The sequence below is a fragment of the Silvimonas terrae genome, assembly GCF_014202765.1.
Taxonomy (GTDB): Bacteria; Pseudomonadota; Gammaproteobacteria; order Burkholderiales; family Chitinibacteraceae; genus Silvimonas; species Silvimonas terrae.
Window position 1 is genome coordinate 41268 of the sequence record NZ_JACHHN010000001.1, and the last position, 15711, is coordinate 56978.

Consider the following 15711-nt stretch of genomic DNA (forward strand, 5'->3'; position numbering starts at 1 on the left):
CCACACCCATGACCTGGCCCACAAAACTTCCGCTCATTGCCATCCTGCGCGGCATTACGCCGGCGGAATCCAACCAGCACATCATGGCGCTGATCGAAGCCGGTTTCGACGCCATTGAAATTCCGCTGAACTCGCCCGACTGGCAGATCAGTATTGGCGATGCGGTCAATGCCTTTGGCGACCGCGCACTCATTGGCGGCGGCACGGTGTTGAACCCACAAGATGTCGCCACCCTGGCCGATCTGGGCGGCAAATTGATTGTCACCCCGAATACAGATCAAGCCGTGATCACCCGCGCCGTGGCGCTGGGCCAGTATGTGGCTTGCGGCGTCGCCACCCCGACTGAAGCGTTTGCCGCGCTGGCTGCGGGTGCGCAGGCGCTCAAGGTGTTCCCGGCCGCCAGTTTTGGCCCGGACTATATCAAGGCCATCAAGGCGGTTCTGCCCAAAACCACGCCCGTCATGGCGGTAGGAGGGGTAACACCGACCAATCTGGCCAGTTGGCTGGCCGCAGGCTGCATCGGCGCTGGCTTGGGTAGTGATCTTTACAAACCGGGCCAGCCGGTCTCGCGCACGCAGACCCAGGCGCATGCCTTCGTGCAGGCCTATAAGGACGCAACAGCATGAAAATCACCAAAATCAGCACCTGGCGTGTACCGCCGCGCTGGATGTTCCTGAAAATTGAAACCGATGAAGGCATTGTTGGCTGGGGCGAACCCGTGCTGGAAGGCAAGGCGCGCACCGTCGAAGCGGCCGTGCATGAATTGTCTGAATACCTGATCGGGCAAGACCCGGCGCGCATCAACGATTTGTGGCAGGTGATGTACCGCGCCGGTTTCTACCGGGGTGGCGGCATTTTGATGAGTGCCATTGCCGGTATCGATCAGGCGCTGTGGGACATCAAAGGCAAGGCACTGGGTGTACCGGTGTATCAATTGCTGGGTGGCCTGGTGCGGGACAAGGTCAAGACCTATAGCTGGGTGGGGGGCGATCGGCCGGCCGATATCATCAGGGATATCAAAGAGCGCGTGGCGGTGGGGTTTGATACCTTCAAGATGAATGGCTGCGAAGAACTGGCCGTGATCGACAGCAGCCGGGCCATTGATACCGCCGTGAACAAAGTGGCGGAAATCCGCGAGGCGTTTGGCAATACCATTGAGTTTGGCCTGGATTTCCACGGCCGCGTGACCGCGCCGATGGCCAAGGTGTTGATCAAGGAACTGGAACCTTACCGCCCGTTGTTCATTGAGGAGCCGGTGCTGGCCGAGCAAGCCGAGCACTACCCGCGCCTGGCGGCCCAGACCCATATCCCCATTGCTGCGGGCGAGCGCATGTTCTCCCGCTTCGAATTCAAAAACGTGCTGGCGGCGGGTGGCCTGGCGATCTTGCAGCCGGATCTCTCCCACGCTGGCGGCATTACCGAATGCATGAAGATTGCCGCCATGGCCGAAAGCTACGACGTGGCGCTTGCCCCGCATTGCCCGCTGGGCCCGATTGCGCTGGCCTCCTGCCTGCATGTGGATTTTGTCTCCTGGAACGCGTTTATCCAGGAGCAAAGTATGGGTATCCACTACAACAAGGGCGGGGAAGTGCTGGACTACGTGCTCAACAAGGAAGACTTTGCGCTGGAAAGCGGCCACATCAAGCCATTCACCAAACCGGGGCTCGGCGTAGAACTGAACGAAGAGTTGATTATTGAGCGCAGCAAGAACGCGCCGGACTGGCGTAACCCGCTGTGGCGCCATGCGGATGGCAGCGTGGCGGAATGGTGAGCTTTGGTTGGGGGTGAAAAAACGCCGGCATTGCGCCGGCGTTTTTGATTGGGCTGATGTCCAGTCGCAGGGTGGATTCGCGGAGCAATCCACCCTCGCACCGGTGGCTTGTCACTACCCCACTGCAACCGGCAGCGACAGCGCACACCGGCTTTGTGGGGGTACCCACCAAGGGGCAGGTTCCGAATCCACTCTACAAGTTCCGATCAGACCACGTGCAACCCCAATTCGTGCTGAAAGCGCGCTTCATCCAGTTGCGCTACGGCGGCAGCAAGGTGTTCTGCGCTGGCGCTGCCAGAGACGAGCGCCAGAGCCTCGGTCAAGCCCAGCCTGGAAACGACGTCCTGAACCTGGCTGCCACGTTGTGCCAGTAACGCCGAGGTCAACAGCAATTCAATCCGGGCAATCACGGTTTGTGCGGCAGTATCCAGTTTGGGGGTGATGGTCGCCAGGCCGGTGGCATGCGATACCTGTTCCAGCGCGCTCAGGACCGTTGCCGCATGATGGCCGTGGGCGATCAGCGGTGTGGCGGCAGACAAACGCACAAAGCGGCGTACGCGGCGGTTGATTTCCTCCGGTAACAAGGTCGGCGTGATGGCGGGGGCTTCGGTGAACTCACCCAATTGATCGGCAAACACGGCCCAACTGGCCGGACTCGACACTGCCGGGCTGGCCAGCACCGCGTTCACCGCGTCGGCCAGTCCCTGTTCCAGCGCGGTGTCGATGGCATGGCGGGTTGCGGCGGGCAGTGTGGTGATCAGCGCGTCATGGCGTTGTAACCATGTATCCATATCCAGCGCGGCCCAGGCAAAAGCGAAGGCCTCGGTCACGCGCAGCAGCGGCCAGCCGCGACGACGCACCAGATCATGCGCAAAGCCAATACCGGCGCGGTCGACCAGTTCATTGGCGAGGCGTGTGGCAATGATCTCGTGCTTGAGCGCATGTGCGGTCAGGTTCAGTGTGCGTACCGGTTGCGGAAAATACCGTGTCAGCAAATAGGCGTGCCACGGCTGGATTGGGATTGCATGGGTGCCAGCCAGTACCGCCGATTTGATCGCCATTTTGCTGTGCGCCAGCAGTACGGCCAGTTCCGGCTCATACAGCATGCCTTGTTCGCGTTGCTGGATCACAACGTCGGCCGGCAGTTGTTCCAGCGCACGATCCAGCCCGGTGGCGTGTTCCAGTTGCAGCAACAAGGCGCATGGGTCCGCCAGCAAGCCGGGTTGATGACGGTGACGCAGAATGCGGCGGGCTTGCGCGCGGTTGGTCGCCAGTACGGCGCGTTCTACCGCACCGGTCATCCCGGTCAGCAGCGTGCTGGTTGCGGCAGCGGGCAGGGCGGCCTGGCGCAACAGGATTTTCAGATTGACCTCGTGGTCAGAACAATCCACACCGGCCGAGTTATCCACCGCATCGGTCATGACCCGCACACCTTGTGTGGCCAGCGCCACGCGTGCGGCTTGCGTCATGCCCAGGTTGCCGCCTTCCACCACCATGCGGGCGCGGACGGCCGGCGCATCCAGCCGGATGCGGTCATTGGCGCGATCACGCACTTGTTCGTGCGTTTCTTGCGCGGCTTTGACATAGGTGCCGATGCCGCCGTTGTAGAGCACGGTGACAGGCGCAGCCAGCATGGCGCGGATCAGCACATCGGGCGTGACCGTGTTCTGGTCCAGACCCAGCCACTGGCGGACCACGTCGGACACCGTGATCTGGCGTTCGGTACGCGCATAGACGCCACCGCCGGCAGAAATCAGCGCCGGATTGTAATCCGCCCAGGATGAGCGTGGCAGCGCAAACAGGCGCTGACGCTCGGCCAATGCGGCGGCGGTATCGGGTGTGGGATCAATGAAAATGTGGCGGTGATCAAACGCACCAAGCAGTTGCAAGTGCGGCATCAGCAGCATGCCATTGCCGAACACGTCACCGCTCATATCGCCAATGCCGATTGCGGTGAAGTGCTCTTGCGTCCAGTCTATGCCCAGTTCGGTAAAACGCAGCCGGGCGGTTTCCCATGCACCTTTGGCGGTGATCCCCATTTTCTTGTGGTCGTAACCATTGGAACCGCCCGAGGCAAAGGCATCACCCAGCCAGAAACCACGCGCGACCGAGATCGCATTGGCCAGATCAGAAAAACTGGCGGTGCCCTTGTCGGCGGCGACCACCAGGTACGGGTCGTCCGCATCATGCCGGACCACCTGGGCGGGGGGCACAATGACGCCTTCGACCAGGTTGTCGGTCAAATCCAGCAAGGCATTGATAAACAACTGATAACACGCCACGCCTTCGGCCTGGGTGGCTTCGCGGCTGGCCTCAAACGGCAGCAATTTGCAGACAAAACCCCCTTTGGCCCCGGTGGGGACAATCACGGCGTTTTTGACGAGTTGGGCTTTGACCAGACCCAGCACCTCGGTCCGGTAATCCTCGCGCCGGTCTGACCAGCGCAATCCGCCACGGGATACCGCGCCACCGCGCAGATGCACGCCTTCAAAGCGTTCAGAAAAGACATAGATTTCGCGAAATGGCCGTGGCTTGGGCAGGAAATCCAGCAACTGCGTGTCCAGTTTGATGGCCAGATATGCGGGCAGGTCATCGTGCGTGCTGTGCAGGAAATAACTGCTGCGCATGGTGGCGGCAACCAGTTGGCGCAGTTTTTCCAGCAGATCAGCCGCATCCGCATCTTGCAGTGCCGCGATCTGGCGCTGCAATTGCGTATGGGCGACGCGTTCCAGTTCGGCTGCCGCTGCCTTGTTGCGGCTCATCAACGGGTCCAGCCGTGCATGGTGATAGCCGAGCCATGCACGCACGGTGGCCGGCTGGCGACGCAGGCAATCGGCCATATAGCGCAAGCTCATGTGCCAGCCAGCCTGACGCAGATAACTGGCATAAGCGCGGACCAACATGATCTCGTGCGCGTTGAGCCCGGCCACCACGGCCAGGCCGTTCAGGCGGCCGTCTTCAGCCTGGCCGCTGAACAGCCGGCGCAGGAAGTCGGCAAGGCGTGGGGTATCGGTCAGGGAGGCAAGCTGAGCGGTGCACGCATCGTCCAGCCACAACGTCGAGCGCCGGGTTTGCCGGCCGGCACGCTCTTGGGGTTCTTCACGCTCTACCTGCAAGCCCATGTTGTGCAGGGCGGGCAGCAGAGCGGACAGGGAGGGGATAGCGGGGTGTTGCGCAAGGGTGATGCCGTGACCGGCGTCTGTGTGGACCAGCGAGACTTCAAGCGGATGGGTAATTGGCGTGAGGCTGGATTGCAGCATGGTTTTTGACCAGTGACAAAGGTGTGGTCATTGTCAGTGGGCAAAAGGGGCGGTGCTTGTGCAAAAGCGACAGGTTGTTGGTGTGGTTACGACGTTTGCATGGGGTGTACGGGAAGGTGGTAATGGGGGTTTCCCTGGGTTTTGGGGGGAATCCAGGCCTGGATGCAGAGGTGGCAATGTTTTTGCTGTAGGGTGGATTTGGAGCGTCCGCGACAATCCACCTTTGCACTGTTTGCGTGTTAGCGCCTGACGGCGCGGGTGTTTTGATACCGGCGGTGGCCGGAGCACGTTACTTTTCTTTGCTTCGCCAAAGAAAGTAACCAAAGAAAGGCGACCCCTGCGACAGCGCCCTTCGGGTTCCCTGCGCTTCTCGCAAAGTCCGGCTGGCTCCAGGGAACTCGGGCTAAAGCCCTCAAACACCCTTGCGCCGAAACACCGGACTTCGCTGCGATGCTCGGCGCTGCCGGAGGGGAGGTACGTCAAAAGCAACGGCAACATCAAAAACCAAAACCAAAACCAAAACCAAAACCAAAACCAAAACCAAAACAAAAACAACTCCAATCCCACAAACCGTCTGCTCGCAAGAACGGTTCACCAAGCCCACCACTTCGTCATTCCGGCCCTGAGCCGGAATCCAGTCCGCAGCCCAACGGGCTGCTTATGGTCGCTACCCCGCTGCAACTTCCATCTGGTAAGAGCAAGTGTCACTGTGGGGGTACGGGCACGCTCCGGATTCACCTCACGGCTACAAACCGGTATCAGCGCCTGCGGCGCAAGTATTTAGAACTGGATTCCGGCTCAAGGCCGGAATGACGAGTCTGTGGGATGCGCGTTGAATTGGCTGTGGCTGTGGCTGTGGCTGTGGCTGTGGCTGTGGCTGTGGCTGTGGCTGTTGCTGTTGGTGTTGAAGTTGCTTTTGACTTTCTTCCCCCGTCAAAGCCAAGCGCCGAAGAAGAGAGGGAGACCTTAGGCTCCCGACTGACTGAGGGAAGCCCGGAGGGCCGCCAGGCTGGGGTCGCCTTTCTTTGGTTACTTTCTTTGGGGCCGCCGAGGTGGCGAAGCAAAGAAAGTGACGTGGGCCCGGCACCCCGGGTATCAAAAGCCTTTCAAACCCGCGCCGTCAGGCGCTAACACCCCACAACAATATGAACCAGCACAGCCACCCCGGATTCCCGCCTCCGGCTCCATCCGGGCTACTCCGTGGTTCTTGCCAACAAAGCCTCACTCCCCTTCCTTCAACTTCTTCACATGCTTGTACACCGTCGCCCGCCCCATCCCCAGCACATTGGCCACGTAATCCGCCGCACTTTTGCGCTGGAAAGCGCCTTCTTCATACAGCGCCTCAACCAGCGCCTGCCGGTGATGGCGCGCCAGTGTGTTGAGCGACAGTTGCCGCTCGGCCAGCCAGCCGTGCATGAAGGTATTAATGCGTTCCTGCCAGTCATCCTTGAACAGTGCGGCTGGTTGCGCAATGACGCCTGCGCCCTTGATGAACAGGCTGAGCGCGGCTTGCATGTCGTCAAACACGGCAATGTTGAAATTGATGCACATCACGCCAATGGCGTTCTGGTGATCGTCAAACAGCACCGTACTGACCGAGCGCATGCGCCGGCCGTCCCAGTTGAGTTTTTCGTAGGGGCCCATGATGCGGTCGGCGTCGCCATGGCGCAGTTCTTCCAGGGCAGAGTCGTCACCGATCTGCCGTTTGGAAAGATTGTTGGCTAAATGCACGATCCGCTGGTCTTCCAGGTGATGGATGACCACCTCCGCGTACGGGAAAAACAGCGTGGCAATGCCGTCTGCCACGTGGCGGTAGCGCTCCAGCAACAAGGTTTTGCCGGTCGCATTCTTTTTCTGGGTCATGCACGGTCCTGCGTGGGTCGGTGATCGCCGCGTAACATGCCATAAACGCTATGGCACATGGCGACAAAATGACTATCCGGCTTGCAACACCTGATAAAGCGCATGCGCAATGGCAATGTCTTCCAGCCCCAGGCCAATAGAGCGGAAGAAGGCATGCTTTTTGTAGTCGGGCAGGGCGCAGCGATGGTTGGCCAGGTCAGCCAGATCACCCACCACGTTGCTGGCAGACCAGCCATAACGATCTGCGGCCACCACCATTTCACCGGCACTGGCTGGCGTGGTGCGTTTGTAATCGCAATACACGGCCATGCCAGGCAGGGCGGCGGGCGGGATTTCATGCGCGCGCACGACGTTGGTGCTGATGGAGGTCATCAGCGCCGGGCGCGTCAGATCGGCCGGGTCCAGCACCGGTGTGCCTGATGAGGTACATAGCATGATCACATCGGCATCATGCACGCATTGTTCTGTACTGGCGGCAATCTCCACCCGGCTATCCAGCGCGCGCCATGCGGCTTGTTGTTCCGGGCGCTCGGCCAGCTTGGGCGAGTACACGCTGATGTGACTCCAGCTCCGCAGTTTGGCGGCGTGGCGCAAATGCGCCTGTGCCACGGCCCCGCTGCCGATGATGGCAAGGCGGCTGGCGGAGGGCGCGGCCAGGTAGTCGACGGCCAGGGCGGTGGTGCCGGCCGTGCGCTCGGTGGTCAGCAGGCCGGCATCGCACAATAACAGCGGCTGGCCGGTTTGCATGGACATCAGCATGGTCCAGGCGGTGATGACGGGTTTGCCTGGTGTGACAATATAGGGCGAGAGTTTGGCGCCAAACACACCTGCATGGGCCAGCACGCCTTGATAGGTGATGAAGTCGCCGGTGTCCTGCGGGAACAAGGTCAGCGATTGTGCCGGTTGCACGGCCCGCTCATTGCCCAGGGCGTGGAAGGTGTCTTGCAGCACGTGGCGGACATCAAGGCGGGGCAACAGTGCACGGATGGCGGCGGCATCGGCAATCAAGGGGGCAGGCGTGGCAATCATGGGAAAACCTTTGGTAAAACGTTGACGACAGCGTGGTTGGCAAACAGGGGCAACCACAATAAAACGGGTTGCAAGGGCCAGTTGCGGATGGCGCGGACGCCGTCCGCAACTGGCCGGTTCAAGGTGAAGCGAAGATCAGAAATCCAGGGCCAGCTTGCTGGAACGATGCCCCGGTTGCAGGGCGTGGCCCGCTACAAATGCGGCGCGCTGGCCGTTGCGGACAAGGCGATGCAATTGCCGCACCACCAGTACGCCGTCCACGTCGCTGACAATGGGCACGCGCTCGTTGAACTGGTCGCCATCCAGGGTGACGATCTCTGCGATCACTTCGCCCTTGAGCACCTGCTGGCCGGGTTCTTTCAGGTAAACCACCACGCCTGAGCAGGGACAAGGGATATGTGATGCGGCTTCCAGCGGGTAAACCTGTGCGGCACCATGCGGGCGCGGCTTGCCGGTGGCGGCCTCCTGGCTCAGTACCCCTTCTTGTGCCAGAAAATCCAGAATGGCTTCGGCGTCGTTCTGCGCCAGTTCATCGCTGATATCGATCTGGCCGCGCAGTTCTACCGTGGCGGCAAAACCCGCGGTTTCTGGCGTGAACAAACCGGCCTCCACAAGGGCAGACCAGGCGTTGGCATGCATCTGGTCAAACGAGTTGCCGCCAGAATAGCCACCGCTTTCCGGTTCTTCGACCAGCACCACCGGTGCGCCAATCTGATTGGCCAGTTTGCAGGCACGCGCACTTTGCAGGCGTGATGCATACAGATGCGCAATGGCATCCGTATCACAGTGCAGGTCCAGCACCACATCATGGGCCATCGCCAGGCGCGACAGCTCCAGCTTCATGGCCCCGGTGACGTGGCGTGGCGGTTGCTGGGCGTCCAGTTGCGCCTGGAAAAACGCCTTCCAGTCCCGCGCGGTCATGCCGGCCCCTTTACCACTGGCCACTTGCTCCCGCACCGCATCAGAGAGCGTTGGGTAATTGCGGTTGAAGTTCTCGCCATTTTCAAAATCGAAACGGCCGACAATCGGGCCAAAGACGCGTTGCGCCATACCAATGGGGTTGGCATAGGGCACCAGCGTGACACAGCCGGCAATGGCACCTTGCTGATCCAGTGATTTCAACAGCACCAGCAAATGCTGGATGACCAGCAGGCCCGGGTGTTCGTCCCCGTGCAAGCCAGCCTGGATGTAAGCGCTCTTGCCGGAGTGCGGGTTGCCAAAGGTATGCGTGACCAAGCGGGGCGCGATGCCAGGCCCCATGCCAGGCAGCGAAATGTCTTGTTTCAGGTATGTCATGAGGATTCCTCAATACCGTTACAGTGCCACTTGCGCACCAGTCCTGAAGTCTTGCATGTCAAGACTTCGCCTGTATTGGCCACGGTGCTCTGCAGCCAGACGGGTGATGCCGTTTGTAGATTTAAAATCCATTATGGATGTAAAGTATATTTCTTACAATGGCAGTGCCGTCCGTAACCTGGCGCGGTAAACGGCAGGCTACGCTTTCAGCATATGTGAAATTTCTGCGCTTACAGGGTTGTTTTTAAAAAGCAAAAACAAAGGCTGCACGCGGCTTGCAGAGGGCGGGCCTTGCTGCGGTGCATCAGCCTGGCGTGCGGGCAGGGGCCGCTGTAAAAAGAAAACGCGGCGGTTCAGTTGCGACAGTTTTTGTCGTGAACACGCAAGATCGACCGCCGGGGGATGGGCATGCTGGGAACCGGTTGCACATCGGCCCTGGTTCTCCCATAAAGACCAGGCCAACGCGACCGGCAGCTTCAGGACAAGCAGCCCGCATCACCAGAACAAAACAGAAAAACCACCGCAATGGTCGCGCACTGCATACACGTATAAACACCAAGCGCGGCACGTTGAAGGGGTACGACCTTGCGAAGCACCGGTATGACATTGTTTTGATATCGGTAATTTTCCCGCTGTTGCACTGCAAAAAATGTCGCAAAAGTGGTGGAAGCCCGAATTGTCAGAATTCATGCAGCCCGGCATCGTATAACGCGTGTGTGCGCGCCAAAGCCCTTTTGGGTAAGGGAAGGCGTGCTTGCAAAGCGATATGCATCAACTTGTGGTCTGGAGGAAAACATGAACTGGAAGATGGCTTTTTGCGCGGGTGCTTCTGCCCTTGTCTGTGTGATGGGTGCCGCGCACGCCCAGGATACGTTCAAGATGGGTCTGGAAGCCACTTATCCCCCGTTTGAAAGCAAATCGGGCGACGGCAAGCTGCAAGGCTTTGACGTGGACATTGGTAACATGATCTGTGAGCGCATGAAGGTCAAATGCGTTTACGTGGAAAACAGCTTTGATGGTTTGATCCCGGCGCTGCAAGCCCGCAAGTTCGACGCCATCAACTCGGCCATGAACATCACCGCCAAGCGCAAGCAGGCCATTGATTTCACCAGCCCCGTTTACATTGTGCCGATCCAGATGGTGGCCAAGCGTGGTTCCAGCCTGATGCCGACCACTGCCAGCCTGAAAGGCAAGACCGTTGGCGTGCTGCAAGGCTCCTCGCAAGAAGACTACCTGAAGAAGCACTGGGCCACTGCCGGTGTCAAGGTCACGTCTTACCAGGACCAGGATCAGGTTTACGCTGACCTCGTCGCCGGCCGCATCGACGCCGCCGTGCAAGAGTCGCAAACCGCCATGGATGGTTTTTTGAGCAAGCCGGCCGGCAAGGATTTTGACTACGCTGGCGCACCGCTGTCTGACCCGGAAACCCTGGGCGAAGGCACCGGTCTGGGCATGCGCAAGGGCGATCCGCAGCGTGCCAGGGTGCAAGCTGCGATCGACTCGCTGAAGAAGGACGGCTCGTTCAGCAAGCTGTCCATGAAGTACTTCAAGCGCGACATTATCGCCAAGTAAGTACCACTAACCCAACGACCGCGTTATGCGTCCTTGCCGTACAAGGTGTACTGGCGGGCAGTAGCGTTTTACCGGGTTGGGTTAGCGGTTCCAAACCCGCTTGGGGTGTTGCCGGTTCGTCCTGTTCCGGCAACACCAGGTCTGGCAGGTGGTCTGACGTGAAGAGACCATTTGCCGGACACTGTTTCTGATTTTTCTTTCGGGTTGATCCATGCACGCAGACGTCATCGTTCTGGGCGCCGGTATTGTTGGCGTCTGCACGGCCATTCATCTGCAAGACCGGGGACTTCATGTCGCACTGGTCGACCGGCGCGGGCCGGGTGAGGAAACCAGCTTTGGCAATGCCGGGCTGATCGAGCGCTCTGCGGTGGTGCCTTATGGTTTTCCGCAGGATTTGCGTACCGTCTTGCAGTACGCACGCAATCATTCGTCCAGCTTGCGTTACCAGCCCACCGCCTTGCCAGCCATGGCGCCCTGGCTGCTGCGTTACTGGCGGGAATCACGCCCGAACCGGCTGGCCAAAGCCGCCGCAGACCTGCTGCCGCTGATTGAACGCAGTGTGGCCGAGCACGACGCCCTGATCGAACGCGCCGGCGTGCAACATCTGGTGCGCGATGCGGGCTGGCTGGAGGCCTACCGTACGCCGGCCCTGTTTGTACAAGAAGCGGCCAAAGCAAGCCAACTGGCCGCGCAACATGGCCTGAAAATGCAGATACTGACGGGTGAACAGCTCCGTGCGCTGGAACCCGCACTGAGCGCCGGGTTTGTGGGTGCGCTGCATTGGCTGGACCCCAAAACGGTCAGTGATCCGGGCGCGCTGGTGGCCGGCTATGCTGATTTGTTTGTGCGTGAAGGCGGCACCCTGGTCAAAGGCGACGCGCTGACGCTGGTGCGCGAAGGCTTGTCCTGGCAAGTCCAGACCGAGCGCGGCGTCATGAGCGCCATGCGTGCGGTGGTGGCGCTGGGGCCGTGGTCGACCGAACTGACCGAACGATACGGTTACCACATGCCGCTGTTGGGCAAACGTGGTTATCACATGCATTACCGCATGGGCGCGACGCCGCTGGTGATCCCGGTGGTGGATCTGGAAGAAGGCTATGTGCTGACGCCGATGCGGGGTGGCCTGCGTCTGACCACCGGGGTGGAGCTTGCTGCCAAAGGGGCCGCACCCAATCCGGTACAACTGGATCAGTCCGAAAGCAAAGCCCGTGAAATCGTTGAGTTTGGCCCGCGAATCGACCCGCAGCCATGGATGGGCCACCGCCCATGCACCCCGGATATGCGTCCGGTGATGGGCCCGGCACCACGGCACGAAGGCTTGTGGTTTGCCTTTGGGCACAACCACCACGGCCTGACGCTGGGGCCGGTATGCGGTCGGCTGATGGCGCAGATGATGACCGGTGAGACCCCGTTGACCAATCCGCAGCCCTACAGCCCGGCGCGGTTTGCCTGAACGGGTGTTGGTTAATTGGTTAATTTAGATAGAAAAGCAAAAGGATAGGGGGGCGGTTAACCCAACCTGGCTGGTCAGTCAGCGCAATGCGGCCAGGCCGGTTTGGTTAACCGCTCCAACTGGAGACAATCAATGTTTTATGGATATGGTGGCGTGCTGCTGACCGGGGTATGGCAAACCATACAGCTGGCGCTGCTCTCTTTGTTGGTGGCCGTGGTGATTGGCCTGGCCGGCGCGTCGGCCAAGCTGTCGCGCTCCACGCCGTTGCGCCTCGTTGCCACGGCGTATACCACGCTGATTCGCGGGGTGCCGGATCTGGTGTTGATGCTGCTGATTTTCTACAGCATCCAGATTGGTCTTAACCAGGTGACGGATGCGCTGCATTGGGATCAGATCGACATCAACCCGTTTCTGGCGGGGGTGCTGACGATTGGTTTTATCTACGGCGCGTATTTCACCGAAACTTTCCGTGGGGCGTTCATTTCCGTGCCGCGCGGTCAACTGGAAGCAGGCCACGCCTTTGGCATGACGGGCGGCCAGGTGTTTCGGCGCATTCTGTTTCCGCAGATGATGCGCTTTGCCTTGCCGGGCCTTGCCAACAACTGGCAGGTGATTCTGAAAGCGACGGCGTTGGTGTCCATTATCGGACTGTCTGACCTGGTCAAAGCCGCCACGGATGCCGGTAAGGGCACCTTTAACATGTTCTATTTCATGCTCTGGCTGGGGGCCATTTATCTGGTGCTGACCTCGCTTTCCAATCTGGTGCTCAACAAGCTGAACAAGCGTTACGCCGTGGGCGTGCGGGGGGCGCAACTGTGACGGTGATCGAAACCCTGCAAACTTACTGGCAAGCCTATTTGTATAACGATGGCTCGCAGATGTCGGGCCTGGCGATGACGCTATGGTTGCTGGTGCTCTCGCTGGCGATTGGCTTTGCCATGGCGCTGGTGCTGGCTACCGCTCGGGTCTCGCAGTACAAGGCCTTGTCGATTCCGGTCCGTCTCTACAGCTATGTGTTCCGTGGCACGCCGCTGTATGTGCAATTGCTGCTGATTTATTCCGGCATTTACGGCATTACCTTTGTGCAGAAAACCGAATTGCTGGGGATGTTTTTCTGCAATGGTTTCAACTGCGCCGTGCTGGCCTTTGCCCTGAATACCTGTGCGTACACGACCGAGATTTTCGTCGGCGCGATCCGCAATATTCCGTATGGCGAAGTCGAAGCCGCCCGCGCCTTTGGCATGTCCTGGTTCACCCTGTACCGCCGCATTATTCTGCCCTCGGCCTTGCGTCGCGCACTGCCGATGTACAGCAATGAAGTGATCCTGATGTTGCACGCCACCAGTATTGCCTTTGCCGCCACGGTGCCTGACCTGCTCAAGGTGGCGCGGGACGTCAATGCCGCGACCTATCAGCCGTTCACCGCGTTTGGCATTGCCGCGGTGCTGTATCTGGTGGTGTCGTTTGTGCTGGTTTACCTGTTCCGGATTGCTGAGCGTAAATGGCTGGCTTTCCAGGCTCCGGCTGGGCGTTAAACCATGACTTCTCTCATTTTCACGAATTCAAAGAATACCCAGGGCCACGGCCCGCACGGAGAACACGTATGTTGAGCGTTCAGGATATCTACAAACGCTATGGCGATCATGAAGTGCTCAAGGGCGTGTCGCTTCAAGCCAAAGCCGGTGATGTGATCAGCATTATTGGCTCATCGGGCTCGGGTAAAAGTACGTTCCTGCGCTGTATCAACTTCCTGGAGCAACCCAACGCCGGCAAGATCATTGTGGGCGGGACCGAAGTCCTCACCGTGCCGGACAAAAATGGCGCGCTCAAGGTGCAAGACGCCAAACAGCTGCAAAAGATTCGCACCAGGCTGGCCATGGTGTTCCAGAACTTCAACCTCTGGTCACACCTGACGGTGATTGAGAACATCATCGAAGCGCCGATGCATGTGCTGGGCCTGTCGCGCGCCGAGGCGGAAGAACGTGCCCGCCACTATCTGGAAAAGGTAGGTCTGGCACCGCAAGTAGAGGCCAAGTACCCGGCGCATATGTCCGGCGGGCAGCAACAACGCGTAGCCATTGCCCGCGCGCTGGCCATGCACCCGGATGTCTTGCTGTTTGATGAGCCCACCTCCGCGCTGGATCCGGAACTGGTCGGTGAAGTCTTGAAGGTCATGCAAAAGCTGGCCGAAGAAGGCCGCACCATGGTTGTGGTCACCCATGAGATGGGCTTTGCCCGCAATATCTCCAACCACGTCATGTTCTTGCATCAGGGCCGTACAGAAGAAGAGGGTGCACCGGATCAGGTATTTGGTGCGCCGCGCAGCGAACGCCTGCGGCAGTTCCTCTCTGGCAGTTTGAAGTAAACCGGCAACGGGGTCATGGTGAACGTGCCGTCCGCACCTTCCACCTTGCGGGTGGCCCTGCTGCTGCTGGCGCCGTGCTCCCTGCTGACGCTGGCGGGCGTGCTCGACACGCTGCGTGAAGCCAACGAGCAGGAAGGCCGGCTGTTGTACCAGTGGCAAACCTTTACCCCTGATGGTCGGCCGTTGCGGACCACCAGCGGCGTCGATATTCCGGTCGATGGCGCGTTTACCGATGCTATGGGGCGCGACACCTTGCTGGTGCTCGCTGACGAATTCCAGCCCTTTGGCGGTTCTCCCTTGCTGGTCAGCGCCTTGTCCCGCGCCGCTCACCATTACCGGCGCATCGCCGGCATAGGCGCTGGCACAAGCTGGCTGGCGCAAGCCGGCTTGCTGGATGGTTACCGTGCCAGCATTAACTGGCAGATATTCAGCGCGTTCAGTGAACAATTCGAGCGCGTCATTCCTACCCAGAATGTCTTTGAACTGGACCGTAACCGGCTGACGTGTGCCGGCGCCCTGGCCACGGTGGATGCACTGCTGGCCATGCTGGCCCAGGATTGTGGCGCAGAACTGGCCGAGCGCGTGGCAACGCACCTGATCAGCGGGCCGCTGCGTACGATCAGTGATCGCCAGCGCATCCCCTTTGTGACCGGCCCGGGCGAACGCCACCCCAAACTGGCCGATGCGCTGCGGCTGATGGAATCGAACATTGAAGAGCCGCTGACCACGGATGATATTGCGCAACTGGTCGGGGTGTCGCGCCGGCAACTGGAGCGCATTTTCCGGCAGCATCTGGACGCCATGCCCTCACGCTATTACCTGGCGTTGCGCCTGGAAAAAGCGCGCGCGCAGTTGCAGCGATCCAGTAAATCCGTGTTGCAGATCGGGCTGGCCTGCGGGTTTACCTCGGCGGCGCATTTTTCCAATGTGTACCGCGACCATTTTGGCGTGACACCACGGGAAGACCGGCGCAACTATCAGGCGGGGCGTGAGGTGTGAGGTGTGAGGTGTGAGGGGGCGGCTGGCATACCCAGGCTCGTCATTCCGGCCTTGAGCCGGAATCCAGTTGTAAATACGTGCGCCGCAGGCGCTGACCTTTGTG

Annotated in this window: 12 protein-coding genes; 8 read left to right on the plus strand and 4 right to left on the minus strand. The window is 60.0% G+C overall.

What is annotated here, in order from left to right:
• Window positions 1–8: 8 nt before the first annotated feature.
• Together HNQ50_RS00185 and dgoD are read left to right on the plus strand one after the other, a co-directional pair.
• Window positions 9–626, plus strand: a complete 618-nt coding sequence (locus tag HNQ50_RS00185) for a 2-dehydro-3-deoxy-6-phosphogalactonate aldolase (RefSeq protein ID WP_184096345.1) — start codon at window positions 9–11, stop codon at window positions 624–626.
• Complete coding sequence (gene dgoD, locus HNQ50_RS00190) at window positions 623–1771, plus strand: galactonate dehydratase (protein ID WP_184096347.1); 1149 nt, start codon at window positions 623–625, stop codon at window positions 1769–1771. Before HNQ50_RS00185 ends, dgoD begins: the two co-directional genes overlap by 4 nt.
• A gap of 206 nt (window positions 1772–1977) precedes the next feature.
• Here the strand turns inward: dgoD and HNQ50_RS00195 are convergent, their stop codons facing one another.
• The 4 genes from HNQ50_RS00195 to HNQ50_RS00210 all read right to left on the minus strand — a co-directional run bounded on the left by HNQ50_RS00195 (window position 1978) and on the right by HNQ50_RS00210 (window position 9219).
• Window positions 1978–5031: an NAD-glutamate dehydrogenase domain-containing protein gene (locus tag HNQ50_RS00195; RefSeq protein ID WP_184096349.1), complete on the minus strand. Its 3054-nt coding sequence runs from the start codon at window positions 5029–5031 to the stop codon at window positions 1978–1980.
• 1221 nt (window positions 5032–6252) lie between these two features.
• The gene (locus tag HNQ50_RS00200; RefSeq protein ID WP_184096352.1) at window positions 6253–6894 is read right to left on the minus strand and encodes a helix-turn-helix transcriptional regulator; all 642 of its coding nucleotides are present in this window, start codon (window positions 6892–6894) and stop codon (window positions 6253–6255) included.
• Window positions 6895–6966: 72 nt separating this feature from the next.
• Entirely contained in the window at window positions 6967–7923 is a 957-nt protein-coding gene (locus HNQ50_RS00205) for an ornithine cyclodeaminase family protein (RefSeq protein ID WP_184096354.1), read from the minus strand.
• 135 nt (window positions 7924–8058) lie between these two features.
• Window positions 8059–9219, minus strand: a complete 1161-nt coding sequence (locus HNQ50_RS00210) for a succinylglutamate desuccinylase/aspartoacylase family protein (RefSeq protein WP_184096356.1) — start codon at window positions 9217–9219, stop codon at window positions 8059–8061.
• Window positions 9220–10014: 795 nt separating this feature from the next.
• Between HNQ50_RS00210 and HNQ50_RS00215 the strand changes: the two genes are divergently transcribed.
• The 6 genes from HNQ50_RS00215 (at window position 10015) to HNQ50_RS00240 (ending at window position 15608) form a co-directional block, all read left to right on the plus strand.
• Window positions 10015–10791, plus strand: coding sequence for an ABC transporter substrate-binding protein (locus HNQ50_RS00215; RefSeq protein WP_184096358.1), 777 nt, complete (start codon window positions 10015–10017; stop codon window positions 10789–10791).
• A 211-nt stretch (window positions 10792–11002) separates the two neighbouring features.
• Window positions 11003–12244: an NAD(P)/FAD-dependent oxidoreductase gene (locus tag HNQ50_RS00220; protein WP_184096360.1), complete on the plus strand. Its 1242-nt coding sequence runs from the start codon at window positions 11003–11005 to the stop codon at window positions 12242–12244.
• A gap of 132 nt (window positions 12245–12376) precedes the next feature.
• Window positions 12377–13063, plus strand: coding sequence for an ABC transporter permease (locus HNQ50_RS00225; protein WP_184096362.1), 687 nt, complete (start codon window positions 12377–12379; stop codon window positions 13061–13063).
• Entirely contained in the window at window positions 13060–13779 is a 720-nt protein-coding gene (locus tag HNQ50_RS00230; protein WP_308419112.1) for an ABC transporter permease, read from the plus strand. The genes HNQ50_RS00225 and HNQ50_RS00230 overlap by 4 nt, the downstream gene beginning before the upstream one ends.
• A gap of 68 nt (window positions 13780–13847) precedes the next feature.
• Window positions 13848–14609, plus strand: a complete 762-nt coding sequence (locus HNQ50_RS00235; protein ID WP_184096364.1) for an ABC transporter ATP-binding protein — start codon at window positions 13848–13850, stop codon at window positions 14607–14609.
• Between the two features lie 15 nt (window positions 14610–14624).
• A complete protein-coding gene (locus HNQ50_RS00240) occupies window positions 14625–15608 on the plus strand; it encodes a GlxA family transcriptional regulator (protein ID WP_184096366.1) in 984 nt (327 codons plus the stop codon).
• The last annotated feature ends 103 nt before the right edge of the window (window positions 15609–15711 follow it).

Bases quoted from the DNA above. Each gene is read 5' to 3' on its own strand.
- HNQ50_RS00235 (WP_184096364.1), top strand. From the start codon at position 13,848: ATGTTGAGCGTTCAGGATATCTACAAACGCTATGGCGATCATGAAGTG.
- dgoD (WP_184096347.1), top strand. From the start codon at position 623: ATGAAAATCACCAAAATCAGCACCTGGCGTGTACCGCCGCGCTGGATG.
- HNQ50_RS00225 (WP_184096362.1), top strand. From the start codon at position 12,377: ATGTTTTATGGATATGGTGGCGTGCTGCTGACCGGGGTATGGCAAACC.
- HNQ50_RS00215 (WP_184096358.1), top strand. From the start codon at position 10,015: ATGAACTGGAAGATGGCTTTTTGCGCGGGTGCTTCTGCCCTTGTCTGT.
- HNQ50_RS00240 (WP_184096366.1), top strand. From the start codon at position 14,625: ATGGTGAACGTGCCGTCCGCACCTTCCACCTTGCGGGTGGCCCTGCTG.
- HNQ50_RS00185 (WP_184096345.1), top strand. From the start codon at position 9: ATGACCTGGCCCACAAAACTTCCGCTCATTGCCATCCTGCGCGGCATT.
- HNQ50_RS00195 (WP_184096349.1), bottom strand. From the start codon at position 5,031: ATGCTGCAATCCAGCCTCACGCCAATTACCCATCCGCTTGAAGTCTCG.
- HNQ50_RS00205 (WP_184096354.1), bottom strand. From the start codon at position 7,923: ATGATTGCCACGCCTGCCCCCTTGATTGCCGATGCCGCCGCCATCCGT.
- HNQ50_RS00200 (WP_184096352.1), bottom strand. From the start codon at position 6,894: ATGACCCAGAAAAAGAATGCGACCGGCAAAACCTTGTTGCTGGAGCGC.
- HNQ50_RS00210 (WP_184096356.1), bottom strand. From the start codon at position 9,219: ATGACATACCTGAAACAAGACATTTCGCTGCCTGGCATGGGGCCTGGC.
- HNQ50_RS00220 (WP_184096360.1), top strand. From the start codon at position 11,003: ATGCACGCAGACGTCATCGTTCTGGGCGCCGGTATTGTTGGCGTCTGC.